This is a genomic window from Paenibacillus auburnensis, assembly GCF_927798115.1.
GTDB classification, from domain to species: domain Bacteria; phylum Bacillota; class Bacilli; order Paenibacillales; family Paenibacillaceae; genus Paenibacillus_AQ; species Paenibacillus_AQ auburnensis.
In genome coordinates this window covers 117,066-143,799 of record NZ_CAKMMG010000008.1, presented here as the reverse complement: position 1 = coordinate 143,799, position 26,734 = coordinate 117,066, and the positions used below count along the sequence as shown (strand labels likewise).

Below are 26,734 nucleotides of genomic sequence, written 5' to 3'. Positions count from 1 at the left end.
AGAGCTGAGGCTCCGCCGCTTTTGTATATTTTGCTGCTGCAAACTCTTCCTCAGATCAGTGGAAGCTCACTAAATTCCTTGTAGTTCGTAAACGTATAGCTTGGAACATGCTCTGTGCGTGGTTCTCTGCTGCGGGGATTGTACCAGCATACCTTCCAGCCCGCCGACAGTGCACCGACCACATCATTATCCCAGGTGTCCCCGACATACAGCGAGTTGTCAGCGGTTGTCCCTGTTACCCGGTTAACATGTTCGAAGATCGCCGGGTCCGGCTTCGCCAGTCCGACGGCATCCGAGATGAAGATCATCTCCTGCGGAATCAGCTTGTCGATGCCAAGTCCGCGCAGCTTGTTCATCTGATGCTCCTCCGGCCCGTTCGTAATGATCCCGACCTTGTGTCCTAGGGCGATGAACCGTCGCAATTGCGCTTCCACCCCATCAATCATTTCTATTGTATACTGCCGGCCTATGTAAGCTGCCTGAACCTGCTCCGCCTGCCTGCGGCTAAGCTCAAGCCCATATTCGGCAAAAGCCAGCTCCAGCCGCAGCACCCGGGTCTCCTCCAGCTCAAGCTCGCCCCGCAGATACTTCGGCCAGAGCAAATCGCTATGATGTCTTACGGTATAGAATAAATCCGCATAATGAAGCCCGCTCTCATCCGGCGCAAGCACCTCGCGGACCGCCTCACGGAACGGTACCAAATGATCGTACAGCGTATCATCCAGATCAAAAAACACTGCCAGTTTATTGCTGTTATCCACTTTAACGCCCCTTAATGTATCTCTCATTTAAAAAAACAGATCATACGTATAAAATTCGTCGTCCCGGACATACCCTTGCGCTTCATACAGACGCTGTGCGGATAGGTTGTCAGTCATGGTCGTCAAAGTCAGACCTTTAGTCCCTGTGTTCAGGGCAAAATCCCGTACACCTTCCAGCAGCATCGTGCCAATCCCCCGCCCGCGCAGCTGCCCGGCAACGAACAGGTCATTCAGCACCCATAGCCGCTGCAGCGTCACTGAAGAGAATGACGGGTAAAGCTGGGCCAAACCTCCGGCAACCCTGCTGCCGCCCTCACCCGTTACCGCCATGAAAATGGCTGATTCCCCTGTTTCTAATCGCTGCTGCAGAAAATGTAAAGCCCCCGGCAGATCCGGTTCCTGTCCATAATACACCCTGTATTCATTAAACAGCGGGGCAATAAGCTCCGCATCCTGAAGCACTGCGCGTTCCAAACGATAGGATATCATGCCTGTTCCCTCTTTTCGTCAAATGGCTGTTTACGTATATTGTAAAATAGCCGCCTCAGCACTGACCATGGAGAGAATGATGTTTCATTTGGACAAAAGCGCTCAGCCAGGCTACTCCTTAGAGTCGTAGAAGACATGCCGGGCATTAATTTTGCCGTCCTCAATATCCAGCAGTCCAAAAGAATACTGCTTCTCGCGGCGTTTGTCGGTAGGCGAGCCGGGATTGAACAGCAGAATGCCGTTTTCCCTGCGCAGCAGCGGCTGATGCGAATGGCCGAACAGAATGCAGTCCACCTCTTCGCCTTCAAAAGCAAGCAGCGCGTTCCCGTCCGTCCCTTTGCGGGAATACGGGGCATGACCGTGGATCAACCCGATACGCATACCCTCAAGGATAACAATCTTGCGCTCCCCGAACCGCTGGATAATCTCCGCACCGTCATTATTGCCGGCAATTCCCTCAACCGGCGCAAGCTCGGCCAGCAGATCATAGATCTCCATGGCCACCCAGTCCCCCAGATGCAGAATCTGATCCACCTGACGGAATTCCTTCACAAGTGCCTGCGGCAGTGACTTGGCCGACCGCGGCAAATGGGTATCCGATACAACTCCTATTCTCACCCTTATTCAGCTCCTAATCTGCATAATCTCGTACATCTATCACCTATAGGCGAATGCATATTTTCAGATAATTGTACGATTTGCAGGGGATAGAAGCAAGTAAAGCGGTCTCATTGCATGGTCATTACGGGATCAGTCCCTCCAGTTCCACAGCCGAACCTCACCGATCCGGATGTTGCTGACCCAGGGATCCTTCTGCAGCTTCAGCAGTTCTTTAACTGGACCTGTAATCACAGCACCATACAGATGAATACCGTGTTCCTCCAGATAACTTAAGGATTCTTCCACTTTTAAGAATGGGGCAGCGTTACGTGTAATCGTTTTGTACTTTTGCAGCAGTTGAAGCGTCTCGATGAAATTCTGCTCCCGGAGTTCGCCGCTGCCGTAGGACTCGACTGATGGGGAACTTGAAGTGCTTGAAGTTACTTTGCCGAACCAGCCCCATTTCTCTGAGGAAATCTCCCTAACCGTCATATCTTCGGCATGCCAGAGCGGTTGGTATGGAAATCCTAACAGGGTACTGAGGGAACGTTCATCGGCAGCCAGGCCTCCGTCCACTGCAAACCAGACTGGCAGTACATTCAGCGGCTCAAGCTTCTTAAGCAGTTCATCCGTGCTGTATAGCCTGTCTAAGGAAAGGTAAGCCTCGGCCACTGTGCCTTCCGGGAGCATCTCCAGCCGCTCCCACTCCTGGGCGTCACTTCGCTGTCCGCTAGTACCCTGTGCTGCCTGCGGGTAGTTAAAATTAAAACTACCCGTATTTCCGCTCTGATGGTCTGTCCAGTTGTATTTGCCTACACCGCCTAGCCCCATTAGAAACGGACTGGAGTAGCTCCCTACATCCACCTGTTCACTGCCGATTTGCTTCATCAGCCTGCCCGAATACTCCATCCTGAAAAAAAACTTCCCGTTTGCATTCAGATTCAAGCTTGTATTGGGACGTGAGACGGCAACCGCCGAAATAAGAACATCTCTATACCTGTCTACCCGGTCTCCACTATTGTAGAATACTGCAGTAATGATGGTGCTGATGACTGTAAAGGCCAGAACAAACGCCAGCACCGTAAAGGTATTTGCAAACCGAGCCTTCCATTTGCCCCGGCGGATGATTTTTTTTTCTTTCCTTGTGGCGGTTTTTTCTGCTTTTTTGGAGGCGCTTTTCTCAGATAGCTCCGGCTTATTGATAAATCTCTGAGGAGTCTGCTGATCCTCCTGCTCCATCAGTTCATCCAGATATACCTGATAGGCCTCCAGCTTCTCCAGCTCACGCTCCACTTCAGCCCGTTCATCCTCCGGCAGGCTGCCCTCGCTGTATTTGCGCAGCTGCTCCTTGAAATCCTCACTCATGACCATTCCTCCTTTGCTCCGCCTCCCGCAGTTTTTGCCTAGCGCGGAAAATCAGTATTTTATAATTGGACAAGCCCACATCCATGATGTTTGCTGCCTCCTGGTAAGACAAACCGTGAAAATCATGCAGCAGCAGCGCATGCCGCTGGGCCTCGGGCAGGCCCTCTACCGATAGTGCTATTTCTTCCATCTGTTCCTGCCTCAGCAGCACATCTTCGGTGGTTTCGGGATGAGGCAGTGCCTTAAAATAATCTGCTTCTTTGGTAATGCTGCGGCGCGCTTTTCGTGTATGATCAATAAATGCGTTGTAGGCAACCCGGAACAGCCAGGGCTTGATTTTATCTTCCCGGCAATCCTCCAAAAACAAATACGCACGGTAAAAGGTCTCCTGTGTTAACTCTTCGGCGAGATGGTGATTACGGCAGAGGGAACGTAAATACCGGTATATATCGTGCACATAGCTCTGATAATGATCATCCAGTGAATTTAGCTTCATTCCCTCCCCCCTCACTCTAACCACGGTTCAGCCGGCCAAAGGTTACAGATTTCTCCAAAATATATTTCGGGCATTGCACTGATTGTACATACCGCATCTTTGAGAGGAAAGCCGCCTCATTACCTGTAACGGACACTACCGCGCTTATTTTTGCCACAATCCATTTTGGATCAGGCTAACGGACTCCAGTGCACTTATATGCGGATTTTCGCCCCAACCATGACTATTACCGAGGCAATAAGCGCGATACAGTCCGTTAGCCTGAGAAAAGGTGCCCCACCAGGTAAGTAAGGTCTTTCCGGTCCGTTAACGCTCCTCCGCCTGCTTTCAGATCACTTTTCTGAACCCAAAATAGCCATGCCACCCGCTGACCCTTCAGCAGGTGGCATGGCTTCATAATCAAACTATCAATAAAATCCGATCGTGGATGAGGCATCCCGCATCCATTCCCGCTTGCGCCCCTTATCCAGCTCGCCGCGCATCCCGCGGACCAGCTGCTCCACGTTGGCGGTGCCGTTCTCATGCCACTCCAGCGCGGCACTGACATAGAGCTCGCCAAGCTGGGTCAGTGAGAAATCAGAGGTCAGGCGTGCAGCCAGGGCAACCCCCTCCTCACCGGCAAAAGCCGAGAAGCCGCGCAGCTGCAGATACTCCAGCCGCAGCTCCTCACCCGGCATTTTGATCTCATAGGCCCGGTCGAAGCGCCCGGCGCGGTTCATGAGGCCGGGGTCTATTTTCTCCGGATAATTGGTGGTGCCGATCAGAAAAATCCCTTCCTTGGAGGTGGCTCCGTCCAGCGTATTCAGGAAAAAGGAGCGGACCTCCTGCGGCATGGAGTCAATATCCTCAATCACCAGCACCATCGGCGCAAGCCGGGCTGCGGCCTCGAACACCTCATTTACCGATTCACTGCTGGTGTATTCGGTAATCTGCCAGTACACTACGGGTCCGGGCACGCTTCCGGCGATGGATTTGACGAGCGTTGTTTTGCCGTTGCCGGGGTGGCCGTAGAGCAGGATTCCCCGTTTATAAGGAATATCGTATTTGACATAAAAACTGCGGTCTGCGTCAAAAAATTGGTCGAGCGAGCGGTAAATTTCTTTTTTAATTGCGGCATCCAGTACGACATCATCCCGTCCTACAGAACGGGTAATCGGCTCGTCTTCACGGAACATACCGTTTCGTCTGTCGGTGAAGACCGTCACCTTATTGATGTTCTGCTCCCGCTGCCGTTTGCGCACATTGCTTAAGAACACCTGCAGCTGTGCATCCGATGCGGCAAAGACGAAATCCTGAAAATTAATGCCGTTCTCCTGAAACACAGGCACCCGGGCGAGCGCTACCCCCATGGCCGGATAAGCCAGCACATTGTTGCGGACCGACAGGTGGATATTGTATTCCGGCTGCTCCTTTTCATCATCATAGATGAAGGTCCGGTCCTCCAGCCGGTCAAAGATCCGCGCCACATGCTCCACCTCGGGATTGCCGGACTGCACATCATCCAGCAGCAGCTTCCAATATTCACTGTTCGGATCATCACTGGCATACAGCTCATAGCGGACACCATAGCGGGTATAGAGCGCTTCAAGGATACCGTCAACGAGACGTGCATAAACGTCGTACCCTTTGATCAGGCCAATGGTGGCTTCATCGTATTCATAAATCACAGCCTGCTTTCTGTACTCCTGCTCCATCCTATTTCGTCCCCTTTATCGCTGCGAGCGGCTTGCATTTGGCCACAACAGCTGCCAGGCCGGCGCCCGTAACGCTTTCTATGATCTCATCTACATTCTTATAGGCCTGGGGAGATTCGTCAATAATAGATTCCAGGGAATGCTGGTTCACCACAATCTCATCTTCTTTGCCTACCTTCAGCGACTGTGAAAATTCATGGACCGATACCAGCCGTTTGGTCGCTGTGCGTGACCGGATACGGCCCGCTCCATGGCAGATGGAGTAATAATTCTCTTCCCCGCCGGGCTGGCCTACCATGATATAGGAGGCAGTGCCCATCGAGCCGGGAATCAGCGCCGGATGTCCGGTCGCCGTATAGACTGACGGATTATCCGGGTGGCCTGCCGGCAGGGCGCGAGTCGCCCCTTTGCGGTGCACAAACTTGGTGCCGGAGGAAGTCTCCTCTCTCCAGGCATAATTGTGCATCAGATCATAGAGCGTGCGCAGCTCGCATTTCGTGCCGAACACGTCACGGAAAGCCTCGCGGACCCCGTAAGCGATCAGATGGCGGTTCACCACCGCATAATTCAGCGCAGAGTACATCAGATTGACATAGCGCTGGCCTTGCGGATGCGCGAGCGGGGCGTAAATCAGCCGTGGATCGGCGCTGCCCAGCCCCAGCTGCCCCATTACCTTGGCGAAGGCAGGGGTGCAAAACTGGTTAACAAGCCCGCCCCAGGCCCGGGAGCCGGAATGGATCATCACGGCAACCTGCCCATCCTGCAGTCCCCAGGCTTCGGCCACTTTCCGCTGCTCCTGAGCGATTTCAATCGCCTGAATCTCCACAAAATGATTGCCGCCGCCGAGGGTGCCGAGCTGGCGGTGGCCGCGGTGCCAGGCCATACCCGGCAGCTCATTCAGAATTTCCTCGTCAAAGGAAAGCTTGCTGATCTCCACATGGGACAGCGCGCTTGATTTCTTCGGTGTATAGCTGTCGGGGATGTATTTGTTCGGCAGGCCGTGCAGCCCCTTGCGGACGATATTCTCCAGCCGGATATCACTGTAATGGCCGCGCTGCTGTGCTTCCATTGGCAGATATTTCTCGATGGCGCGGACCAGCTTCCGGCGCAGCTTGACCTCACGCAGATCGTCTTTGTGCAGATTGGTCAGATGCACGCGCATTCCGCAGCCGATGTCGCTGCCCACGATGGACGGTGACACATAACCTGATGCGGCATCCCAGACCGCAGTAGTGCCAATGCAGGTTCCGACGCCTACATGCACATCCGGAGTGTAGCTCATGTATTCGATATTCGGTATCTGCAGATTGTTGTTAGCCATTTCCAGGACCTTGTAATCAAGTGAGCCAAACAATTGCTCGCTGGCATATACCTTGAGGTCGCCGCCCGGAAGGGCCACCTCATGTTTATAGCGGGGTTCATAGCCCGCTTGCTGATCTTTGGTATTCATAAGTGATTTTCATTTCCTCTCGGAGTGGATAGTATAAAATGAACTTAAGATTCTGAGAATAGAGTATCAGTCGCGGCTGCGGTGAATGTTTGGACTTCCGGCCGCTGTTGTCTACAGATTTCCCAATTGATACCGCTCCCGCGGTAGAAATCCGCAGACAAAGGCGGACGCTATCGCTCCTACAGTTCCAAAATCCCCCTCCGTCACTCCCTTCCTTTTCTCAAATCCAAGGTTCATTCTATACAGTTTTAGTTTTCAGGTAACATAAAAAGAGCCGCAGATCAGTTCTGATCCACGGCTCCCGGAGCGCTGGGTGTAGCTTCAAATTCAAGCTTCCGCAAGTTCAAAGCACACCCGTATACAGTTGTGACGTGATGGCAAGGCAGCGCATCATGTCTCCCGGACGAAGGCGATGAGATCAGATTGTTCATATGCGGTTGTCATGCGGCTTACCGTCGTTCTCAAACCATTAGTTCCAATCATGACCCATCGGCCTCCCTTCTCTAAATGATAAACCCAATATTAAATGGCGCTGCTGCAAATTGTCAACCCTGAATTTGGTAAAGTTTAGTTTATTTAAATTTATGCCAGTCCTGGCTGCTGTTCTCCAGCAGATGGGCAAAATCATTCTCCAGCCGCTTCTGCTCCGCTTTACGCTGATCCTCAACCGCCTTGCGGGCTGCTTCCTTTTTGTCATTTTCTTCGGCCTTGAGCGCGTCCGACTGCGCCTTCAGCTTGTTCAGCACATCGCTGCTCAGCAGATCCTTAAGTGTTGCCGGGGCATCCGCAGGAGCGGGGCGCTGCACACTTGTCGTCTTCTTCTTTTTAGCCATTTCAGACATCCTTTCGGTCTTGTATATCCTTCAAATTTGTTTTAGTTATAGGTCTTTTCGTTTATAATATTCAGTAAGAGGTGAGCCTAATGAAATCCATTGACCTGTGTCCAAAGTTACAGAAAAGCATGGATATTATCGGCAGACGCTGGACGGGCTTAATCATCTATCAGCTTCTCCAGGGGCCGCAGCGCTTTAGTACCATCGAAGCGGCGCTGCCCGTAAGCGGCAGACTCCTGTCGGAGCGGCTTAAAGAACTGGAGCAGGAGGGGATTGTCCTCCGCGAAGTTTTTCCCGAGACACCTGTAAGAATTCAGTATTCCCTGACAGATAAAGGCCGGGGGCTGGAATCGGTAATCCGCGATCTGGAAAAGTGGTCTGAATCATGGATTGATTCCGGTGACTGCGGGCCTGAAACGGTTCAACCCCAGTAACTGTCCACTTTTCCTGAACGGCAGACTTATCTGTTATAGCTTGCGTCCGATAATAACCAAATCACGCTGAATGCCGTCCATTTCGGCAACACCCGGCAGCAGGCCCCAATCTTCAAAGCCAAATTTCCGCAGCAGGGCAAGACTAGGTTCATTGTGGCCAAATACAAAGCCGACCAGATTCTGGACGCCAAGGCGAGGGCATTCCTCAAGCGCCTTGGCCAGCAGAATGCTGCCGGCTCCTTTGCCGCGGAATTTCTCATTTACATAGACACTGATCTCTGCGGTTGCATTATAGGCAGGACGCCCGTAGAACGACTGGAAGCTGAACCAGGCGGCAACCTCGTCCTCCTGCTTCAGTACCCATAGCGGACGATGGTGACTATTATGCTCATGGAACCATTTGACCCGGTCTTCAATGCTCACAGGCTCCAGATCGGCTGTTACCATCCGTCCCGCTACTGTTGAATTGTAAATCTCCACGATTGCCTTTAAATCCTCAATTGCTGCATCTTCTATGGTGTAATTGTGCCAAGCCATTCTGCCATTCCTCCCAAATTATACTCAAACAAAAAGATATGAATCGCCTTCTGACCGCCATGCTAAGGTTTAACCGCGCCTCATACCAATCCCGTCTGCTCAAGGCTCCATTACCAAAGGCGTGCTGCTGCTTCCGCATTCTCCGCCCTTGGCGACAGCTGCTGGATTTGGCGGCGGTAATAATATTGTCCGGTTACTCTGCTCAGCTCCGGCGCGGTCGCCAGATAAATGGCCGTGTCTGCTCCTTGCTCAGGAGTCAGGAAAAAGTGCGATAGCAGCTTCAACAACGAGCGGCCGAACCCTGTTTCGCGGTTCACTCCGATGCTTGTCCCCACCGCTCCAGGATGCACCGCATTGGCCGTAACCGCAGTTCCCTGTAGGCGGGCAGCCAGTTCTCTGGTAAACAGAATATTAGCCAGCTTGGAACGGGCATAGGCCTTAGCCGGATTGAAGCCGCGCGATAGCGTATGATCGTCAAGATACAGCTTTCCAATCTTATAAGCACCAGAGGCTACAACAACGATCCGGCCCTGTTCTGCTGCCTTTAATGGATCCAGCAGCAGGTTCGTCAGCAGAAAATGCCCCAGATGATTGACACCGAGATCCATTTCGAAGCCATCTGCCGTAAGCTCACGTTTGACAGTCACGACTCCGGCATTATTAATCAGCACATCAAGTACCGGATATTCTGTTAAGAAGTGCCCGGCAAAGCTGCGGATGCTCTGGAACGAAGCCAGATCGCACAGCATCAGCGTGATGTCGTCCGAACCGCTTTGACGCCGGGCTTCCACCAGTGCTTCCTCACCGCGCCTCTGGCTGCGGCAGGCCATAATTACCTTTGCCCCCCTGCGGGCCATTTCGATTGTTGTTGCCAGTCCCATCCCGGAATTGCCGCCGGTTACAAGCACCGTTTTTCCCTGCATGGCCGAATTCCCCTCCCGTGCGCAGAACCTGCCAGCTTCAGCCCTGGCCTGGCCTTTAATAAACAGATGTATTAAGATTATGTTACATCATATCAGGGGTTGAAGAAAAGGATCGCCCACAAAAGTTTCAGGAGGTGACTTCCGGGAGCCCTTTTCCCGGAGTTTAGGATGAATATTGGACACAATGTTATTGCGCTTACGATACCTCTCGGCCCATCGGAGGTTCATCCGGTACTGCTAAAGGACGAGGATGGTCTGACTCTGATTGACACCGGGATGTTCGACCAGTACGATGCGCTGATTCAAGCGGTCAAGGATGCAGGAGAAGCCCCTTCGGATATCAAACGGATTATCCTTACCCATCAGGACACGGATCACATCGGGAATCTTCCTGCTCTGGCCCGTGAACTTCCGGACGCCGGGTTGTTCACCCATCCCGGTGATCTGCCTGTCATTAACGGGAGCCAGCCGATGCTCAAAATGACCCCGGAACGGATTGCCCAGCTGCCGGAGGCGCGTCAAGAGGAGTTCCAGCAATTTCTGGAGCAGCTGAAGCAGCTGAAAGACATTACAGAGCTGCATGACGGCGACCATTTTCCTTGGGGCGGCGGGCTTGAGATCATTCATACCCCGGGCCATACACCGGGCCATATCTGCCTCTACCTGCCGGAGCAGGAGCTGCTGCTCGCCGCTGATGAGCTGCGCGTGGTGGACGGCAACCTGGCCGGCCCCTGGGATGCCGCTACACCGGATATGCCGCTCGCCCTCAGCAGCCTGCTGAAGCTGAAGGACCTGCCCATCCGTTCTGTCCTTTGCTATCACGGCGGGCTGTATGAAGGCAGCCCGCAGACGCTTATCAAGTCATTGACCGAGGCGCTGTAGCAACGCAGTTACATCAATGACTGGAGCCTGTACAGGCTGCCCTGCCCGCAGATCTCCTGCGGCGGGGCAGCTTTTTCGCGTTATAGCATGTGTCCAGACACGGACAATACGTAAGGCAGCGTGCAGCCCGTCCGGTTATGATCTATAATGATAACGTTGTTTTTTAACGTGTAGACGAAAGGGGAACACCTGAAATGAACGATGCTCTGAAAAGCCTGGAGCAAGGAATGGCGGGTAACGGGCTGGATGCCCTGCTCGTAACTGATCCCAAGCATGTATACTATTTGACCGGTTTTGCCAGCAACCCGCATGAGCGGTTTCTGGGCCTGCTGCTGATCCGCGGAGAGGAGCCTGTACTGATTGTGCCGGCGCTCGATGCCGAAGCTGCCCATGCAGCCTCCTCCGTCACCACGATCCTGACGCACAGCGATACGGATAATCCTTATGAGCTGCTGAAGTCGCGTTTTGGCGGCGCTGTCCCGGGAACACTCGGTATCGAGAAGGAACACTTCTCCGTGAGCCGTTACGAGCTGCTGTCTGCGGCGGTTCCGGCCGGACAATTCAGCGACATCGGACACCTGCTGCGGGCCATGCGGGCTAAGAAGACGCCGGATGAAGTCGAGCGGATGAAGCATGCCGCAGAGCTCGTGGAGGAAGTCCTCCGCCGCGGCCTAAGCCACATTAAGAGCGGAGTCACCGAAATCGAGCTGGTTGCAGAGCTTGAATATCTGATGAAAAAGGTCGGCGCTTCCGGCCCCTCCTTCGATACGATGGTGCTCTCGGGCCCGAAAACGGCTTTGCCGCACGGTGTGCCCGGAGACCGTGTGATCCAGCAAGGTGATTTGCTGATGTTCGATATGGGCGTGTATGCCGCAGGCTATGCCTCCGATATTACCCGGACCTTTGCTGTGGGTGAAATTGATAGCAAGCTGATCGAGATTTACAACACCGTACTCGCTGCCAATATGGCCGGCATTGCAGCCTCTAGAGCCGGAGCCACCTTTGGTTCGGTCGACAAGGCAGCACGTGATGTCATTGACGCTGCCGGTTACGGCGAGTACTTCATGCACCGGGTCGGCCACGGCCTCGGCATGGATACCCATGAATATCCTTCCCTGCACGGCTTGAATGAAGATATCATCGAGAACGGGAACGTGTTCACTGTCGAGCCCGGCATCTATGTACCAGGCCTGGGCGGCGTGCGTATTGAAGATGATGTGTTCATTACGGCTGACGGTCCGGTTACATTGACCAGCTATCCGAAGGAACTGACTATTCTTCATTTGTAGGCAGCCGGTTAATGCTATTATGATTATCAAAAAAGCAGCAAGCCCCGCTTTCGGAGGCTTGCTGCTTTTTTATCTGGGCGCAAAGCCCGTTCTATAAATCAATCCGTGCTTCCGTGTCCCTGCGGGCCTCAGTCTCTTCAGCAAAGCGGAAGGAACGGGCAATATAAAGGATCGGCGTACCTGCAGCGGTCAGCAGGAATTTCGATAAGTAGGTCGTCAGCAAAATTTCGGTCCATACCCTTAGGTCGTAAAATCCGGCAAAGGCTATCAAGCAGAAAATCAGCGTATCTACAAAGGAACTGATCATAGTGCTGCCGTTCGAACGAATCCACAGCTGGCGTGAGCTGCTGAAATATTTACGAATCCATGAGTAGAGGCGTACGTCCAGAAACTGACTGATAAAGTAGGCTGTAAGACTGCCCAATGCCAGACGCGGCATCATCCCGAAAATGGTTTCCAGGGAAGATTGGGCAATATCAGTCTCCTGCGGCTCGAATTTCAGAACCATCTGCATAATCACTGTCGTCATCAGCAGTGTGAAGAAACCGAACCAGACCGCATTACGCGCTTCTGAACGCCCGTATTTCTCATTAAGCAGATCGCTGGTCATATACAGCGTGACATACATGGTGTTGCCGAGCGTCATTACAATTCCCAGCGGCATTTCAATGGTCTTGGCCACTTGAATATTGGCAATAACCGTCGCAACGCCGACCCAGGCATATAAGCCTTTTTTACCGAACAGGCGGTAGCAGAGCAGAAAGAAAGCAAAATTGACAACCACAAACAAAATACCCCACAGCAAATTAAACATGGTTCTCTGAAGCCTCCTAGTTTTGGTTACGCGGGATGGTTACGAACCGCGGTTATTTAGTTTGCTAGAAACAAAAACATAAATACTCTATCATATATAAAGCTAACAAGCCATGGAAATTTTATTTCTGTAAATCCATTGCGGTGTCCGCCTATTTTCGCAAAACTAGCATTCCCTTCGATAAATATTCATATTTTTCTGAAAAATATGCTTTGTAATTCAATTTTTCACTATTCAACCGGAGGTTAATTCTATAGAATAGTTATCAATCAGATTCCCGGAAAACGATAGCCTGATATATGACCTGGACCTACGGAATATATTGCTGCCTGCCCTGCTGTGAAGCATGGCAATGGGATATACGATGCATCCAAACAAAAGAAGGAGAGAGAATGAAATGGTACGTTTTAAAAATTCGATCAGCCGCAAGTTCACGCTCTTATTGTTTGTCGTATTATTGCTTACGTCTCTTGTGCTAAGTGTCAGCTTCTACTTTATTTCCATGAATACGATCGACAACTACGTCATGCCGCAGATTAATAAACTCCTGTCTGGCGCTGCCCAAGATGTATTCAAGAATATCAATGCAACCTATGCACAGCAGACCCTGAATAAAAGCGAACAGTCTGCAACCAATCTTCAATTCTATTTTAAAGATAAAAAAGAGCAGCATGATGTAGAAACAGTCTTTCTGATTAATCTGGCCGAAGGTAAAGCTTCAGTATTGACTGCCGACCAAGGCTCCAAGCTGAAGGCTGAAGAAAGCCTCACTGTAACCTCTGCGATGCAGCAGGCTGCCAAAGGAAAAACAGGACTCAGCGATACATATAGTGACAGTCACGGTATACATAAAACAGCCTATATTGGCATTCCCGGAAGCACGATGGTTATTGGTGTGAGTTATGATGTAGGTTTTGTTCAGGATAAAATCAACAGCATTATCTGGACGAGTGTGGCCATTACACTTGCTTCGCTGATTATCGGCCTTGCCGCCGCCTACTACATGAGCCGCAGAATCACCCGTCCGCTCTCCCAGCTTACCGCGTACAGCAACAAAATGGCCAGCGGTGACTTTACTCAGGAACTGGTGATTAAAGGAAACGATGAGGTCAGCCAGCTGTCTGAAAGCTTCCGCAGCATGGGCCAGAAGCTGAAGGATATGATCGGACAGGTGCTCGATACCTCCAACACAGTCGTCACGGATGCCAATGATCTGAAAGCACGTGTTGAAGTGCTGAACGAAATGGCTCAGCATTCCTCAGAGTCCGTAAGTGAGATCAGTAAAGGCAGCGCCACGATTGCCAGCAGCGCCATGGAGAATTCCCGGGCCATGGATGAAATCAATGTCGGCATCCAGCATATCGCTTCCGCCGCCGGCGAGGTTACCGAGCAGATCAGCGAAGCTTCCGCAGAGGCCACGGGTGGCAATGAGATTGCCCAGAGTGCTGTAGAGCAAATGCGCCAGGTAGAGGTCGCCTCTGTGCATTCACTGGAGCAATTCCGCATCATGAACGAGCGGTCGCAGATGATCGGTGAGGTTGTCCAGGGAATTACGGAGATTACGAAGCAGATCCAGATGCTGTCGCTGAATGCCTCCATTGAAGCAGCGCGTGCAGGCGAACATGGCCGGGGTTTTGCCGTTGTTGCCGGAGAGGTGCGCAAGCTGTCTGAGCAGTCGAAGGAATCGAATGAGCAGATCCGCGATTTCCTGCTGAGTCTGCAGGAGGATATGAACCGTTCAGTAGAAGAGATGAATCACGTAAACTCGGAGGTCTCTTCCGGTGTCAGCAAAGTAGTTGAAGCAGGAAATGCCTTCAATCACCTTCTTATTCTTATTCAGAGCATCAACCACAGCATTCAATCCGTCTCGGCTGCCACCCAGCAAATCTCCGCCGGAACCGAAGAAGTCAGCGCCTCTGTGGAGGAAGCGGCACAGATTACTGCCAAATCCCGCTCCAATGCGGACTCGCTGGCAGAGAACTCTTCCCGGCAGTATCAGGAGCTTGAAGGTCATGCAATAACCGTAGAGCATCTGCACGAACAAGCCGTCAGGCTGCAGGAAGCGGTACGGCAGTTCAAAATTTAGCCCTGCGCCAAATAACATCTGCAATCAAACCAAGGGACTCCCTGGAAGCTGCCCGCTTCCGGAGAGTCCCTTTTATGATGCCGCACTAGCTTCTTGGTGCCCACAGGATCACCGACACGCCGATTACGCAGATGCCCGCCCCGATCCAGTCATACAGATCCGGCGTTTTTTTGTCGACCAGCCAGCCCCACAGTACGGCCAGCACAATGAACACCCCGCCATAAGCGGCGTACACTCTGCCGAAGGACGGAAATTTCTGCAGCGTGGGAATGATGCCGTATGCGATCAGGATGACCGCACCGGCGAGGCCGTACCAGAGCGGACGTGACTCCCGCAGCCAGAGCCAGACGAGATATCCGCCGCCGATCTCGGCCAGTCCGGCCACAATAAACAGAAGGATCGCCATGAACGTTCTTATCCCTCTTTTCCGGGCAGCCCCATAATTGTGTACACAGCCTCCATATCAAGGTTCTCCCGCACGGATGCAGCGAGCCGGTCAAACTCCTGTTCACGCAGCGCTGCCGAAGAGAAGGTTGCTGCCAGCGGCGTCAGCCCCTTAGCCTTCCGAATGCCGTCAAGCCAGCTACGGCGCAGCTCATCATTATGGAACAGGCCGTGCAGGTATGTCCCCCATATCTTGCCGTCAGGTGAACCCCAGCCTTCAAGCTGCACCTGCCCATCCGCCCCTTCCAGCCTGAACAGGCTGCGTACAGCGGCGGGCTCAAGATTCATCGTTGATCCCATATGGATTTCATATCCGCTCACAGCGGTATTGGCCGCTGACGCAGGGATGCCGCTTAATTGCAGCGGATGGCCGTCAGCCAGGACACCATTCACCCGTACGGTCGTTTTATGCTGCAGAAAAGCTGTCGACAGCGGGAGATAGCCTAGCCCCTCACTTTCTCCCGGCTCTGCGCTCTCCACGGCGTCCGGATCCAGCAGCTTCCGCCCGAGCATCTGATAGCCGCCGCAGATTCCCGCGAGCTGGAGAGTACCCTGGCGGAGCGCATGCGCTATCGCTTCAGGGAACCCTTGCTGTCTCAGGAACGCAAGATCAGCTGCTGTATTCTTCGTGCCCGGCAAGATAATGACATCTGGTGTGCCGAGCTCTAGAGCTGAGGTCACATAGCGCACTGCCGTATCCGGTTCATCCTCCAGCGGATCAAAATCGGTGAAATTCGAGATCCGCGGATAGCTGATGACCGCGATATCCAGTTCCTTGGCGCTTCCGGACTGCATACGCCCTGAGGTTCCTTCCAGAACTACGGAGTCTTCCGCTTCGATCCGCAGCTGCGGCAGAAACGGCAGCACTCCAAGCACCGGGATACCCGTGCGCTCCTCCAACCAGTCCAGCCCCGGCTGGAGCAGCGAGAGATCACCGCGGAATTTGTTGATAATGAAGCCTTTAACACGTGCCCGTTCATGCGGCTCCAGCAGCTCTAATGTTCCTACCAGAAAAGCAAAGACGCCCCCCCGGTCAATATCCGCAACCAGCAATACCGGGGCGTCAGCCCAGCCTGCGAGGTTCATATTCACAATATCCCGCGCCTTCAGGTTAATCTCGGCCGGACTTCCGGCGCCCTCCATCAACACGGCATCATAACTGTCGCGCAGCCGTCCGAGCGCAGACATTACCGTCTCTTTCGCCTCCGGAAGGAACTTCTCGCGGTACTCCCGCGCACTCAGCGCCGCATGCGGCACGCCATGTACTACAATTTGTGCGCTCATCTCCCCTGAAGGCTTCAGCAGAATCGGATTCATATCGGTGGTAGCTGTAATTCCGAAAGCCTCGGCCTGCATGCCCTGGGCCCGGCCGATTTCTTTGCCGTCCAGCGTGACATAGGAATTAAGCGCCATGTTTTGGGATTTAAATGGGGCAGTGCGATACCCGTCCTGTACCAGAATTCGGCCAATGGCAGCGGTAACGAGGCTCTTGCCGACATCCGAGGCGGTTCCCTGTATCATCAGCACAGCCGCAGGCTGCTGCTGTGGTTGTAGTTCAGTATGTTGTTCCATGTATGGGTCCTCGCTCTCTTCCTGCTTTCGGTGTATAGCTTGCGGCGTGTGGCGTGTGGCTTGCGGCTAAGTCGCCGCCAGCTACATCAGGTTGTGCTGCAGCAGCACAAGAAGCAGCAGTACCACTGCTTCCAGCAGCTCGTTCAGCGCGCCGTACACGTCGCCGGTGAGCCCGCCGAGCCGGCTGCTGATCCGCCGCGCCGCCAAGGTGCCGCAGGCTACGGCGGCAACCGGTGCCAGGCAGGCCGCCGCCAGCTGCTGCGGCCAGGCCGTGCCTCCCGCGCCAAGCGCCAAGGGCGCAGCGGCGGCGGGCAGTGTCAGCAGGGCGGCGAGCAGCAGCGCGCGCCGCTCCTGCCGCAGCGGCAGCGCGGCGAAGCCCGCTGCCAGACCCTCGTTGCCGCGGGCAGCAGGGTAGCGGGCCATCGCCCGCACCATGTACCAGCGGCTCCAGACCGGCGGCAGCAGCAGCATCGGCAGCGCATAATAATGGCTGCCTCCGATAAAGGCTGCCAGCAGCGAAGCCTTGAGCAGCAGGAGCAGCACGCAGGCCAGCACGCCCATGGCACCCACGCGGCTGTCCTTCATAATCTCCAGCATCCGCTCCCGCGAGCGGTAGCTGAGCAGCGCATCGGCGCTGTCCATCCAGCCGTCCAGATGCAGCCCGCCGGTAAGTCCCACCCACAGGATGAGGGTAATTACAGCGGCAGGCCAGGCCGGCAGCAGCCAGGCAGCAGCGGCAGCACCAAGCGCAGTGACAAGCCCGATGGCCGCGCCGACCAGCGGATAATAGACCACGCTACGCCGCAGCAGCTCCGGCGAGAAGTCCCCGCCATCCTTAACCGGGAAGCGGGACAGAAACTGAAACGCAGCGGCGGCATCCCTCCGTGCGCTCACAGCTTGTACTCCCTGCTCTTTAGCTCAATCGGAATGCCGGCAGTGACCAGAAAGACCTGCCGGCAATGCCGGGCCAGCTGCGCATTCATCCTGCCGGCCAAATCCCGGTACAGCCGCCCGAGCGCATATTCCGGCACAATGCCGTCACCAACCTCATTCGTCACAAGAACGAGCGTCCCTTCAAAGCCGGCTACGCTCTGCTCAAGCCGGGCAATCTCCTGTTCCACCCGCTCCTGCCTGTCCGCCTCGCCCTCTACGTCCAGCAGCACATTGGAGAGCCAGAGCGTCAGACAGTCCACAAGCACTGCCTTCCCTCCGGAGAGGCGCTCAAGCAATGCCGGCAGATCAAGCGGCTCCTCCAGCGTCTCCCACTGGCTGCCGTTTGCCTCACGCTGCTGGCGGTGCAGGGCGATCCGTGCCTTCATTTCTTTATCGAACGCTTGTCCAGTTGCTACATACAACGCCTGATCCGCCAGCGACAATGTCAGGCGCTCGGCAAAGCTGCTCTTGCCGCTGCGCGCCCCGCCTGTAACAAGAATGCTCATCGGCTCTCCGCCCCGGAAACTCCCGCGCTTTCAAAGGTAGCCATTTCCCGCATAATCCGGCTGACCGCTTCAATCAGATGCAGGCAGAGAACGCCCCCTGTTCCTTCACCGAGGCGTAGCCCGAGGTCAAGCAGCGCTTCCAGTCCCAGACGTTCCAGCATGAGCTTATGGCCCTGCTCGCCGGAAACATGGGAGGCAATCATGTAATGGATGGATTCCGGAGCAAGCTTCTTGGCAGCAAGAGCTGCTGCGCCGGAGATGAAGCCGTCCAGAACGACGGGAACTCCGGCCGCTGCCGCACCGAGAATCAGACCGGCTAGACCGGCAATTTCCAGCCCTCCTACTTTGGACAATACATCGATGGCATCCCCAACATCCGGGACATTGAGCCGAAGCGCCCGCTCCACAACGTCGATTTTATGATGCAGCCGCTCATCATTAATCCCGGTGCCCCGGCCTACTGCCGTTTCTGCCGGAATACCTTCCAGCGCGCAGAGAACGGCAGCACTGGCCGTAGTATTGCCGATGCCCATCTCGCCGGTAATAAAAATCTCCGTCCCGCTCTTCACTGCTTCCTCAGCCACGCTTATCCCGGCCAGAATAGCCCGTTCCGCTTCCTCCCGGTTCATCGCAGGCCCCTGCGCCATATTCCCGCTGCCATAGCGTACTTTACGGTCAATCAGCTCGGGATGGCTCAAGTCCGTGCCCACACCGACATCCACCAGCTTCACCTCAGCTCGGGCCTGACGGGCGAGTACATTCACCCCTGCGCCGCCGCCGAGGATATTGTAGGCCATCTGCACTGTGACCTCCTGCGGAAAAGCGCTGACCCCTTCACTGCATACACCGTGATCGGCAGCCATAACCACCACCGTGCGTTTGCCGTAAGCGGGCTGCTCCGTCTTGGAGATGCCCGCCAGCCGCACGGCCAGCGTCTCAAGCCGTCCGAGACTGCCCGGTGGCTTAGTCAGTATATCCAGCCGCTGCTCCGCACGCCGGATTGCTTCCTGATCGGCCGGGGCAATCCGTCCGATTACTGCTTCAATTGCTGAGTTCATAAATTATTCCTCCTGTGCTGATATGTAATCGCATATTTTAGGTGCTCCAAGTCACTGTTGCCGGCTCTGTTCATATGTTTCTGCTGCGTACGCAAAAAGGCCCCTTCTCCGAAGAAGGGGGCGGTCGCTGCCATGCTGCTGCCGCAAGCTATTATACTGCATATCCCTGTTTCTTCCTTTAGGATTATAGGGGATATAACAGGATCATACAATTACATTTTTACCATTATTCAATCCGTTATGGAATCCGTTATATTCTAACCTTCATAAACCCTTCCATCCGCTCCAGTGCCTCGTTCAGCTTAGCCGTAGAGGCCGCATAGGAGCACCGGATGTGCCCTTCGCCGCCGCTTCCGAACACATGCCCGGGAACGGCGGCCACGCCTGCTTCCCGCAGCAGCCGCACGGCAAATTCTTCCGATTGCAGCCCCGTATGGGCAATCGACGGGAAGGCATAGAATGCCCCCTGCGGCTCATGGCAGTGGAGTCCGATGGTCCGGAGACCTTCCACAAACAGCGTTCTGCGCTCCCGGAAACACGCCTTCATCTGATCCTTGTCGCGCAGTCCGCTGCGCAGGGATTCAAGGGCCGCAATCTGTCCCAGTACCGGCGCGCACATCGCGGTGTACTGATGAATCTTCAGCATTGCAGCCAGCAGCTCGCGGTTGCCGCAGGCATAGCCTACGCGCCAGCCAGTCATAGCGAAGGCCTTCGAGAAGCCGCTGATCACGATGGTCCGCTCCTTCATACCTGGAAGCGCGGCAATGCTGGCATGCCTGCTGTCATAGGTCAGCTCGGCATAGATTTCATCCGAGAGCACCAGCAGGTTATGCTTCTTCACCAGATCGGCGATAGGCAGCCAGTCTTCGTAAGTCATCACCGCGCCTGTAGGATTGCTCGGGAAGTTCAGCATCAGCAGCTTGGAGCGCGGGGTGATGACCTTCTCCAGCGCTTCGGCCGTCAGCTTAAAGCCCTGCTCTGCCGGAGTCTCAACCTCTACCAGTGTGCCCCCGTTCAGATGGGCAATCGGGGAGTAGGCGATATAGCTGGGCGAAGGGATAATAACCTCATCACCCGGAGCAGTGAAGGCGCGCAGTGCCAGATCCAGCGCTTCACTGCTGCCTACAGTGACGATCACTTCGTCTGCGGCATCATACTGCAGCCCGAACCCGTTCTGCAGATAACGGGCAATTTCCTCCCGCAGCTCCGGCAGCCCGGCATTTGGCGTATACATGGTTTCTCCGCGCTCAAGCGCCCGGATGCAAGCGGCTCTCACATGCTCCGGTGTAGCGAAATCGGGTTCCCCCACTCCAAGTGATATAATATCGTTGTTACCGGCAGTAAGATCAAAAAAAGCGCGGATGCCCGAAGGCGCAATCTCCCGCACACGCGGGGCAATCCACTCTTGCCCCTGCGTGCGCTGAAGTGAAGACTCTTTAAGCATGGCTGACCACCTCCTGCCTCTTTTGGTTTGCCGGCGCTGCCTGCTCTCCGGCCTCCGTGTCCGCTTCGTTTGAACCCTCCGCAGCCTGCTTACGCCCTGTTTGCCCTAGCTCTTCCTCCTTCGCCGCCTGCACCTCCCCCGCTTGATCTCCCCGCACCTGCAGCGAACCGGCAATGATGGCATCGAGCAGGCTGCTGAAGGTGTATCCGGCAACGAGTGCGCTTCGCGGCAGCAGGCTGGTTTCGGTCATCCCCGGCAGGGTGTTCACTTCAAGGACATAGGGAACGCCATTTTGCAGCAGCATATCCACCCGGGCATAGACGGAGCACTTCAGCGCCTTATAACAGGCCAATGCCGCCGTACGTACCCGTTCGTGAGTTCCCAGAGACAGCTGAATTACACGTTCATCCGCTCCGCCCTGCACATATTTGGCGCTATAGTCGAACCAGTCCGCCCCCAGCGAGCGGATGCCAATAACCGGCAGAAGGTCTCCGCCCAGAATCGGGCAAGTGATTTCCTGCCCTTCGGTGAATCCTTCAATCAGAATGGAACGGTCTTCGGCAAAAGCTTTTTCTACCGCCCTCCGCAGCTCTTGTACATTGTTCACCTTCGACATGCCGATACTGGAGCCGCCTGAATTCGGCTTAACCATAACCGGATATCCGAGGCGTTCCACCGCTTCCGGTGCATAATCATCCATGCTGTCCCAGCACAGCCAATCAGGGGTCAGGATCCCCTTGCTTCTGAGGATGGTTTTGGACAAATGTTTATCCATGCACAGGCTACTGGACAGCACGCCGCTCCCGGAATAGGGGATACCGAGCGTTTCCAGCGTACCCTGTACCGTTCCGTCCTCGCCATAGGCGCCATGGAGCGCCAGCAGTGCGAAATCCAGCCCTTTTACCTGATCAATCAGCTGTCCGCGCTCTGTAATTACAACCGGCACCGCCTCATATTTGTTCCGGTCCAGGTGTTTCAGCATTTCTCTGCCGGTATTCAGCGACACCTCATATTCAGAGGATACCCCGCCCATAATTACGCCTACTTTTAACATCTCCATACCCCTCTTCATCCCAGTAGTTGCCGTGCTGTCCTGCCGATAATCTCAATTCCCCTGCGTATATCCTCATCCGCTACCCTGGAGAAGCCCAGCCGCAGCGTATGTTGCCCAGTTCCGTCTGTGAAGAAGATATCCCCAGCTGTAAAAATAACCCCCTGCTCCCGGCAGGCCGCCAGCAGCTCTCTTGTGCTGAAGCCTTCAGGGAAGGTGACAAAAAGATGCAGGCCCCCATCCCCGCTTATCCGGGAATAGGGCAGCCATTCCTTGCAACAGGCCATCGTCAGCTCGTATTTCCGTTTGTATTCCGTTCTGGCCCGTTTCAAATATTTCTCTAAATGACCGCCGAGCAGATACTGATACAGAATCGACTGATCCAGCGTCGAGGTGTGAATGCTGCGCGCTCTTTTGACACTTTCCAGATAGTAGATCAGCTCCTGATCCGCCAGCACCCAGCCTACCCGAAGCCCGGGAAACAGCACCTTGGAGAAGCTCCCTAAGTAGACTACACCATTGCCGCTCCCGGCCGCCGCGATCAGCGGAGCCACATGGGAGCCCGAATAACGCAGCTCCTCGTTGAACCCGTCCTCAATCACCGGCACCCTGTACTCTGCCATCAGCTTCATGAGTCCCTGTCTTTTCTCAGGAGACATCACAATACCTGTAGGATTATGGTAGGAAGGTACGAAGTACGCACAGTCATACTCCCCTTCCTCCAGCGCCCGCTTCAGCTCACCCAGGTGAATGCCGTCAGGCTCCATAGCCACCCCTCTGATGTCAAAGCCGTTCAGCCGCAGATTTTTGAGTGCCGTATGATGGGTCGGATTCTCACAGAGCACCGCTCCGTGCCGCTGTCCCAGCGCAGACAACACGATATCAAAGCCCTCCGTGAACCCGTTCGTAATCAGCATATCCTTGCCGCGCATGTCTACGCCCTTGTGCTCCATGTATTGCCGCAAATAATCTATTAAAGGCTTATACCCCTTGGCATAGCCATAGTTCAGCAGAACATTGCCTTCCACGGACATCCGGTCCAGAAAGGCCCGTTTTACATTGTCCAGGTCAAACAGGCTTTCATCAGGTGCGATGCTGGTAAAAGAAATCGTACCCTTGCCCGCGCGGATGCCGCGCTTCATAATATCCAGCTCCTCCGCCAGCAGCGCTCTGCTGCTCAAGCGGGTCTTCCAGTCCATCGTCCAGGCCGAGGCTGCTGTGCTGTCCGAAGCCGCCGCAGGCGCCACATAGCTGCCTTGCCCCTGCACCGTGTAGGCGAAGCCGTCATCCTCCAGCGCCGTGTAGGCGGAAATGACGGAATTGCGGCTCACCTTCAGCAGCAGGCTCAGTTCCCGGGTAGAGGGCAGCTTCTGCTCCCCTTGGAGGGCGCCCCTCAGAATGAGGCTTTTCATATAATCCTTCACCTGAATATATACCGGCCGTCCGGCAATGAGCTTGAAATCCTTAAACATGCGTAAGTCGCCCCCCATAGCTATCATGGCATAGTCTTTCCCGTAAAAAAAGAACCACAGCCCCGGCTTTTTCTCCCGTCTGTGGTTCTATAGGGAATTTATTCACCGTTTCTCTGTCTTGTCCGGTATACCGTCGGAGCTACTCCGTTTAGCTGCTTGAATATTTTGCTGAAATGATATTCCTCGTAAAAGCCGCATAAATTAGCAATCTCCCTGACCGGGTAATCCGTAAAAATAAGATAACGGCACGCCTGCTGGTTCTGAATATGCATATGGTATTCCTTCGGCCCCATACCCGTATGCTTCAGGAACAGCTTCCGCAGGTAAGAAGCAGAAATGCCGTACTCCTCAGCCAGCTTTTCGATCCGGTGGTGATCCATATAGGCGTTCTCGAGCTTACCCTTAATCTGTTCAAAGGCGGCGAAGGCTCCGGACTCCATCAGATTCCAGTCCGCCTGCACAGTCTGATGTAGCTTATGCAGCAGAATCTGCGACTTCGCCTGGGAAACGGCCGTTCCGGCGGCCAGCTCAGGGTGCCATTCCTGATGAATCTCCCGGAACAGCCGGCTGAGCTCCTCTGCCTGCTCATTGCAATACTGGCTTAAGAAGGGGAGTCTCAGGGTACCGATGGGCTGCACGTCCTTCCATACCGCTTCATAGCCGAGCTCTGCGCAATCGAACAGCAGCATCGTCATGCGGAGCGGAGCATCCATCTCCGAACGCATGGACATCTTGAGACCCGGTTTTAAGTAAATGAGCATCCCTGCCTGCACCTTGTGTTCCGTATTGGTCAGGAACACCCCTTCGCCCTCATGAATCCAGTACAGGCTGTGCACATTCACCATGTTGCGGATATCCTCCCAGCCCGGAAACGTAACTTTATCCAGTACAAAATGGATATGTACACTCAGGCCGTTCAGGTTATAGACGTCTGCTTCCAAGCGCTGCTCCCCTCCTGTTGTAAGCGCGATTTATACAAGACATTGGCGTTTTTTTCTATTCAATGCACGCATTGTAAATGATACTATCCATACTATCATGGTGTCTGCAAATGACAAGGCATAGCCTAATAATGAGGAGGAACACACACTTGTTGAGAACTTTTCGTCAGCATGATATCCGGAGAACAGAGCTGTTGGACGGGCCATGGGATTTCATCAAAGATCCGTTAAATGCCGGAGTTCAGGAAAAATGGTATGAGCGGTTTCCACATTCTTCACAATCTCTCTATGTACCCTCATGCTGGAATAATGAACTGGGCATGTACGAGTATGAAGGGGTCGCCTGGTACCGGAAAAAAGTGCAAATTACTACGGCGCAGCATGTCAGGCTGATCTTTCATGCCGTGCTGGGCCATTCCGATGTGTATCTGGACGGCCGGCATCTTGGCTACCACTACGGGGGATTCACTCCCTTTGAATTCATTGTCCCTTCCCTGGCGGCAGGTGAGCACGAGCTTGTCGTCCGGACGGACAGTACGCTGGACCGCCTGACGATTCCAACAGAGCAGGTAGACTGGTTCCATTACGGCGGAATCATCCGGCCTTGCGAGCTGCAATGTCTGCCCGATTTGTACATCGAACAATTGAAAATCGACTATGAGCTCCATGGAACGGACGCCGATGTCTCTGTTCATGTGCAGATCCGTTCATTCCTGCAAGTAGAGCAGACGACTAGACTGACACTCAGCGAAGGCGGTCGGGAATTAGACTCGGAAGAAGTACGGATTGACGCTGGCCAGACCGTCAGCCACACCTTCAAGCTACTCCTGCCAGAGGTACGCCTGTGGAATGTCGGCCACCCGGAATTGTATTCCTTTCAGGTCCGGACCGAAGATGACGACAAGACCGAACGGATCGGCTTCCGCCGGATTGAGACGAAGGATCAGCGCATCTTGATTAACGGCACCCCGGTCTATCTCAAGGGGGTTAACCGTCATGAGGAGCATCCTGAATGGGGTTTTGCCTTCCCCCCGAAGCTGATGCACAAAGAGCTGGATATCATACTGGAGCTGGGCTGTAATTCCGTCCGGGGCTCGCACTATCCCCAGAGCTCTTATTGGCTTGATCTGCTCGATGAACACGGCCTAGTGTACTGGAGTGAAATCCCGATCTGGGGAGCTGCCCTGCCGAACGAAACGGTAAGTGAGCCGCTCTTCCAGCAGCGCGCACTTACCATGATTGAAGAAATGATCGGCTTGCATGTTCATCATCCGTCTGTCATCTTCTGGTCGGTTCATAATGAGATTGACAGCCGTACACAGGAGGCTTATGGGTTCACACAGGCTCTGGTCGACCTGGTGAGAAGTCTCGATACTTCCAGGCTGGTTACCTATGCGACCATGCATCCGCTGGAGGATATTTTGCTGCCCCTGTTCGATGTCATCGGCATTAATAAATATTTTGGCTGGTACGAAGGTGAGGTTGGAGGCTTTAAAGACATGCTGGAGCAGTTCCATGAGCGGGCAATGCGGCTGGGAGCCGGGGACAGGCCGGTGCTGATGACTGAATTCGGCGGCGCAGGGCTGTCCGGGGATGTAGGCTGGGAACCAAGATTGTTCAGCGAGGATTATCAGGCCTACATTGTTACTGAGGCACTGGCGATCTTCCGGAATGATCCCCGGATCGGCGGTACCTTCATCTGGCAGTTTGCAGACATACGCGGTGATTTAAAAAGCACCAGTAAGAACTTTCGCGACCGGGCCCGCGGCTTCAATAACAAGGGCCTGGTTAATGAATACCGCAAACCCAAGCAGTCGTTCCGGGAAGTACGGCGCATCTACCGTTCCTGGAGCTGATGGGTGTAGCCACATTAATTCCGGCAATACAGTAAAAAGGCAGCCCGCTTAAGCAGGCTGCCTTTTTACCATACCGGATTCCTCTGTGCTTCACGAAGGTTCCCTGCTTAGCCTGACAAGCGGCAGAAAAATATCGTCGATAATCCCTGTAATTGTATCATCCGCAACCGGTTCATGGGTGGTAAGCACCTCATAAAACAGCAGATTCGCAGGAAGAGACAGCACCTGCGGACTTACCTCTGACAACTTCAGCTCGCCCCGTTTCTGCGCATTTAGCAGAATAGCCCTGATCATCTCTGTCAGCTCGTTATCCGCTTTATCACTCAGCATTTCCGGCAGGGAAGCAATCAGATTGCCGCCGTATAATTCGGTCATCAGCCCATGAATGGTTTCACCGCCAATCGCTTGCATCGGTTTAACAATTCCGTGAAGCAGGGCAAGCATATCGCTGCGCACATCCCCTGTATCCGGCACATGACCCAAGCCCTCCGGCTTGGTCAGATGTTTGCCTATGGCGGCAGCAACGATTTTAGCCTTACTCGGCCAGCGGCGGTACACTGCGTTTTTGTTGGTTTTTGCCCTCAGCGCAATATTCTCCATCGTCAGGCGGGTATAGCCGGCTTCGTTCCATTCATCCCAGGCTGCCTGCAAAATAGCGTTCTCCAGGACATCCCCGCGGCGGCGCCCGCCCGCATTCTGCTCTCCCTCACCTGCAGTCTCAGCAGAAGTGTTCCTCTTGTTCTCAGGCATACGTAGTTCCCCCCTTCAATATTTTCATAAAAAACTCATTGCATTTCAAGCTGA

At 54.2% G+C, this 26,734-nt stretch carries 26 protein-coding genes; 5 read left to right on the top strand and 21 right to left on the bottom strand.

Annotated elements, in window-relative coordinates; translation table 11 throughout:
* Nucleotides 1–50 precede the first annotated feature (50 nt).
* The 8 genes from L6H70_RS22190 to L6H70_RS22155 form a co-directional block, all read right to left on the bottom strand.
* On the bottom strand, nucleotides 51–788 hold the full coding sequence (locus tag L6H70_RS22190; RefSeq protein ID WP_236336327.1) for an HAD family hydrolase: 738 nt from the start codon (nucleotides 786–788) through the stop codon (nucleotides 51–53).
* Nucleotides 789–1,250 (bottom strand): GNAT family N-acetyltransferase, encoded by a 462-nt coding sequence (locus L6H70_RS22185; protein WP_236336326.1) that lies wholly within the window; start codon nucleotides 1,248–1,250, stop codon nucleotides 789–791.
* 111 nt (nucleotides 1,251–1,361) lie between these two features.
* The gene (locus L6H70_RS22180; RefSeq protein WP_236336325.1) at nucleotides 1,362–1,868 is read right to left on the bottom strand and encodes a metallophosphoesterase family protein; all 507 of its coding nucleotides are present in this window, start codon (nucleotides 1,866–1,868) and stop codon (nucleotides 1,362–1,364) included.
* A gap of 132 nt (nucleotides 1,869–2,000) precedes the next feature.
* Nucleotides 2,001–3,215 (bottom strand): anti-sigma factor, encoded by a 1,215-nt coding sequence (locus tag L6H70_RS22175; protein WP_236336324.1) that lies wholly within the window; start codon nucleotides 3,213–3,215, stop codon nucleotides 2,001–2,003.
* Nucleotides 3,208–3,711 carry a sigma-70 family RNA polymerase sigma factor gene (locus tag L6H70_RS22170; RefSeq protein ID WP_236336323.1) on the bottom strand — a complete coding sequence of 168 codons (504 nt, stop codon included), beginning with the start codon at nucleotides 3,709–3,711 and terminating at the stop codon, nucleotides 3,208–3,210. Before L6H70_RS22170 ends, L6H70_RS22175 begins: the two co-directional genes overlap by 8 nt.
* A 407-nt stretch (nucleotides 3,712–4,118) precedes the next feature.
* Nucleotides 4,119–5,405, bottom strand: a complete 1,287-nt coding sequence (locus tag L6H70_RS22165; protein WP_236336322.1) for an AAA family ATPase — start codon at nucleotides 5,403–5,405, stop codon at nucleotides 4,119–4,121.
* 1 nt (nucleotide 5,406) lies between these two features.
* Nucleotides 5,407–6,855, bottom strand: coding sequence for an RtcB family protein (locus L6H70_RS22160; protein WP_236336321.1), 1,449 nt, complete (start codon nucleotides 6,853–6,855; stop codon nucleotides 5,407–5,409).
* Between the two features lie 572 nt (nucleotides 6,856–7,427).
* Nucleotides 7,428–7,688: a YqkE family protein gene (locus tag L6H70_RS22155; RefSeq protein WP_236336319.1), complete on the bottom strand. Its 261-nt coding sequence runs from the start codon at nucleotides 7,686–7,688 to the stop codon at nucleotides 7,428–7,430.
* 89 nt (nucleotides 7,689–7,777) lie between these two features.
* Between L6H70_RS22155 and L6H70_RS22150 the strand changes: the two genes are divergently transcribed.
* A complete protein-coding gene (locus L6H70_RS22150) occupies nucleotides 7,778–8,122 on the top strand; it encodes a winged helix-turn-helix transcriptional regulator (RefSeq protein WP_236336317.1) in 345 nt (114 codons plus the stop codon).
* A 33-nt stretch (nucleotides 8,123–8,155) separates the two neighbouring features.
* Here the strand turns inward: L6H70_RS22150 and L6H70_RS22145 are convergent, their stop codons facing one another.
* Together L6H70_RS22145 and L6H70_RS22140 are read right to left on the bottom strand one after the other, a co-directional pair.
* Nucleotides 8,156–8,659, bottom strand: a complete 504-nt coding sequence (locus tag L6H70_RS22145) for a GNAT family N-acetyltransferase (RefSeq protein ID WP_236336315.1) — start codon at nucleotides 8,657–8,659, stop codon at nucleotides 8,156–8,158.
* A gap of 110 nt (nucleotides 8,660–8,769) precedes the next feature.
* On the bottom strand, nucleotides 8,770–9,582 hold the full coding sequence (locus L6H70_RS22140) for an SDR family oxidoreductase (RefSeq protein WP_236336313.1): 813 nt from the start codon (nucleotides 9,580–9,582) through the stop codon (nucleotides 8,770–8,772).
* A 168-nt stretch (nucleotides 9,583–9,750) separates the two neighbouring features.
* Between L6H70_RS22140 and L6H70_RS22135 the strand changes: the two genes are divergently transcribed.
* Nucleotides 9,751–10,464, top strand: coding sequence for an MBL fold metallo-hydrolase (locus L6H70_RS22135; RefSeq protein ID WP_236336310.1), 714 nt, complete (start codon nucleotides 9,751–9,753; stop codon nucleotides 10,462–10,464).
* Nucleotides 10,465–10,658: 194 nt separating this feature from the next.
* Nucleotides 10,659–11,753, top strand: coding sequence for a M24 family metallopeptidase (locus L6H70_RS22130; protein WP_236336309.1), 1,095 nt, complete (start codon nucleotides 10,659–10,661; stop codon nucleotides 11,751–11,753).
* A gap of 91 nt (nucleotides 11,754–11,844) precedes the next feature.
* On the opposite strand, the gene L6H70_RS22125 is transcribed toward L6H70_RS22130, so the two are convergent.
* Nucleotides 11,845–12,567 (bottom strand): queuosine precursor transporter, encoded by a 723-nt coding sequence (locus L6H70_RS22125; protein ID WP_236336308.1) that lies wholly within the window; start codon nucleotides 12,565–12,567, stop codon nucleotides 11,845–11,847.
* 397 nt (nucleotides 12,568–12,964) lie between these two features.
* Between L6H70_RS22125 and L6H70_RS22120 the strand changes: the two genes are divergently transcribed.
* On the top strand, nucleotides 12,965–14,653 hold the full coding sequence (locus L6H70_RS22120; protein ID WP_236336307.1) for a methyl-accepting chemotaxis protein: 1,689 nt from the start codon (nucleotides 12,965–12,967) through the stop codon (nucleotides 14,651–14,653).
* A gap of 85 nt (nucleotides 14,654–14,738) precedes the next feature.
* On the opposite strand, the gene L6H70_RS22115 is transcribed toward L6H70_RS22120, so the two are convergent.
* The 9 genes from L6H70_RS22115 to L6H70_RS22075 form a co-directional block, all read right to left on the bottom strand.
* The gene (locus L6H70_RS22115; RefSeq protein ID WP_236336306.1) at nucleotides 14,739–15,059 is read right to left on the bottom strand and encodes a YnfA family protein; all 321 of its coding nucleotides are present in this window, start codon (nucleotides 15,057–15,059) and stop codon (nucleotides 14,739–14,741) included.
* A gap of 8 nt (nucleotides 15,060–15,067) precedes the next feature.
* Complete coding sequence (locus L6H70_RS22110) at nucleotides 15,068–16,669, bottom strand: cobyric acid synthase (RefSeq protein ID WP_236336305.1); 1,602 nt, start codon at nucleotides 16,667–16,669, stop codon at nucleotides 15,068–15,070.
* Between the two features lie 81 nt (nucleotides 16,670–16,750).
* A complete protein-coding gene (gene cobS, locus L6H70_RS22105; protein WP_236336304.1) occupies nucleotides 16,751–17,563 on the bottom strand; it encodes an adenosylcobinamide-GDP ribazoletransferase in 813 nt (270 codons plus the stop codon).
* On the bottom strand, nucleotides 17,560–18,108 hold the full coding sequence (gene cobU / locus L6H70_RS22100) for a bifunctional adenosylcobinamide kinase/adenosylcobinamide-phosphate guanylyltransferase (protein ID WP_236336303.1): 549 nt from the start codon (nucleotides 18,106–18,108) through the stop codon (nucleotides 17,560–17,562). Before cobU ends, cobS begins: the two co-directional genes overlap by 4 nt.
* A complete protein-coding gene (gene cobT / locus L6H70_RS22095; RefSeq protein WP_236336302.1) occupies nucleotides 18,105–19,166 on the bottom strand; it encodes a nicotinate-nucleotide--dimethylbenzimidazole phosphoribosyltransferase in 1,062 nt (353 codons plus the stop codon). The genes cobU and cobT overlap by 4 nt, the downstream gene beginning before the upstream one ends.
* 250 nt (nucleotides 19,167–19,416) lie before the next feature.
* A complete protein-coding gene (locus tag L6H70_RS22090) occupies nucleotides 19,417–20,610 on the bottom strand; it encodes an aminotransferase class I/II-fold pyridoxal phosphate-dependent enzyme (protein WP_236336301.1) in 1,194 nt (397 codons plus the stop codon).
* A complete protein-coding gene (locus L6H70_RS22085) occupies nucleotides 20,603–21,664 on the bottom strand; it encodes a D-alanine--D-alanine ligase (RefSeq protein ID WP_236336438.1) in 1,062 nt (353 codons plus the stop codon). The genes L6H70_RS22090 and L6H70_RS22085 overlap by 8 nt, the downstream gene beginning before the upstream one ends.
* A 14-nt stretch (nucleotides 21,665–21,678) precedes the next feature.
* Nucleotides 21,679–23,133 carry an aminotransferase-like domain-containing protein gene (locus tag L6H70_RS22080; RefSeq protein WP_236336300.1) on the bottom strand — a complete coding sequence of 485 codons (1,455 nt, stop codon included), beginning with the start codon at nucleotides 23,131–23,133 and terminating at the stop codon, nucleotides 21,679–21,681.
* Nucleotides 23,134–23,231: 98 nt separating this feature from the next.
* Nucleotides 23,232–24,074, bottom strand: a complete 843-nt coding sequence (locus L6H70_RS22075; protein WP_236336299.1) for a helix-turn-helix transcriptional regulator — start codon at nucleotides 24,072–24,074, stop codon at nucleotides 23,232–23,234.
* 149 nt (nucleotides 24,075–24,223) lie between these two features.
* On the opposite strand from L6H70_RS22075, the gene L6H70_RS22070 reads away from it, so the two are divergent.
* Nucleotides 24,224–25,930 (top strand): glycoside hydrolase family 2 protein, encoded by a 1,707-nt coding sequence (locus tag L6H70_RS22070; RefSeq protein ID WP_236336298.1) that lies wholly within the window; start codon nucleotides 24,224–24,226, stop codon nucleotides 25,928–25,930.
* A gap of 90 nt (nucleotides 25,931–26,020) precedes the next feature.
* Here L6H70_RS22070 and L6H70_RS22065 read toward each other — a convergent pair whose 3' ends face one another.
* Nucleotides 26,021–26,680 carry a TetR/AcrR family transcriptional regulator gene (locus L6H70_RS22065; protein ID WP_236336297.1) on the bottom strand — a complete coding sequence of 220 codons (660 nt, stop codon included), beginning with the start codon at nucleotides 26,678–26,680 and terminating at the stop codon, nucleotides 26,021–26,023.
* Nucleotides 26,681–26,734: the final 54 nt, after the last annotated feature.

Excerpts from the sequence above, each read along its gene's own strand:
- L6H70_RS22190 (WP_236336327.1), bottom strand. The coding sequence starts at position 788 with ATGAGAGATACATTAAGGGGCGTTAAAGTGGATAACAGCAATAAACTG.
- L6H70_RS22185 (WP_236336326.1), bottom strand. The coding sequence starts at position 1,250 with ATGATATCCTATCGTTTGGAACGCGCAGTGCTTCAGGATGCGGAGCTT.
- L6H70_RS22175 (WP_236336324.1), bottom strand. The coding sequence starts at position 3,215 with ATGAGTGAGGATTTCAAGGAGCAGCTGCGCAAATACAGCGAGGGCAGC.
- L6H70_RS22170 (WP_236336323.1), bottom strand. The coding sequence starts at position 3,711 with ATGAAGCTAAATTCACTGGATGATCATTATCAGAGCTATGTGCACGAT.
- L6H70_RS22165 (WP_236336322.1), bottom strand. The coding sequence starts at position 5,405 with ATGGAGCAGGAGTACAGAAAGCAGGCTGTGATTTATGAATACGATGAA.
- L6H70_RS22160 (WP_236336321.1), bottom strand. The coding sequence starts at position 6,855 with ATGAATACCAAAGATCAGCAAGCGGGCTATGAACCCCGCTATAAACAT.
- L6H70_RS22155 (WP_236336319.1), bottom strand. The coding sequence starts at position 7,688 with ATGGCTAAAAAGAAGAAGACGACAAGTGTGCAGCGCCCCGCTCCTGCG.
- L6H70_RS22150 (WP_236336317.1), top strand. The coding sequence starts at position 7,778 with ATGAAATCCATTGACCTGTGTCCAAAGTTACAGAAAAGCATGGATATT.
- L6H70_RS22145 (WP_236336315.1), bottom strand. The coding sequence starts at position 8,659 with ATGGCTTGGCACAATTACACCATAGAAGATGCAGCAATTGAGGATTTA.
- L6H70_RS22140 (WP_236336313.1), bottom strand. The coding sequence starts at position 9,582 with ATGCAGGGAAAAACGGTGCTTGTAACCGGCGGCAATTCCGGGATGGGA.
- L6H70_RS22135 (WP_236336310.1), top strand. The coding sequence starts at position 9,751 with ATGAATATTGGACACAATGTTATTGCGCTTACGATACCTCTCGGCCCA.
- L6H70_RS22130 (WP_236336309.1), top strand. The coding sequence starts at position 10,659 with ATGAACGATGCTCTGAAAAGCCTGGAGCAAGGAATGGCGGGTAACGGG.
- L6H70_RS22125 (WP_236336308.1), bottom strand. The coding sequence starts at position 12,567 with ATGTTTAATTTGCTGTGGGGTATTTTGTTTGTGGTTGTCAATTTTGCT.
- L6H70_RS22120 (WP_236336307.1), top strand. The coding sequence starts at position 12,965 with ATGGTACGTTTTAAAAATTCGATCAGCCGCAAGTTCACGCTCTTATTG.
- L6H70_RS22115 (WP_236336306.1), bottom strand. The coding sequence starts at position 15,059 with ATGGCGATCCTTCTGTTTATTGTGGCCGGACTGGCCGAGATCGGCGGC.
- L6H70_RS22110 (WP_236336305.1), bottom strand. The coding sequence starts at position 16,669 with ATGGAACAACATACTGAACTACAACCACAGCAGCAGCCTGCGGCTGTG.
- cobU (WP_236336303.1), bottom strand. The coding sequence starts at position 18,108 with ATGAGCATTCTTGTTACAGGCGGGGCGCGCAGCGGCAAGAGCAGCTTT.
- cobT (WP_236336302.1), bottom strand. The coding sequence starts at position 19,166 with ATGAACTCAGCAATTGAAGCAGTAATCGGACGGATTGCCCCGGCCGAT.
- L6H70_RS22090 (WP_236336301.1), bottom strand. The coding sequence starts at position 20,610 with ATGCTTAAAGAGTCTTCACTTCAGCGCACGCAGGGGCAAGAGTGGATT.
- L6H70_RS22085 (WP_236336438.1), bottom strand. The coding sequence starts at position 21,664 with ATGTTAAAAGTAGGCGTAATTATGGGCGGGGTATCCTCTGAATATGAG.
- L6H70_RS22080 (WP_236336300.1), bottom strand. The coding sequence starts at position 23,133 with ATGTTTAAGGATTTCAAGCTCATTGCCGGACGGCCGGTATATATTCAG.
- L6H70_RS22065 (WP_236336297.1), bottom strand. The coding sequence starts at position 26,680 with ATGCCTGAGAACAAGAGGAACACTTCTGCTGAGACTGCAGGTGAGGGA.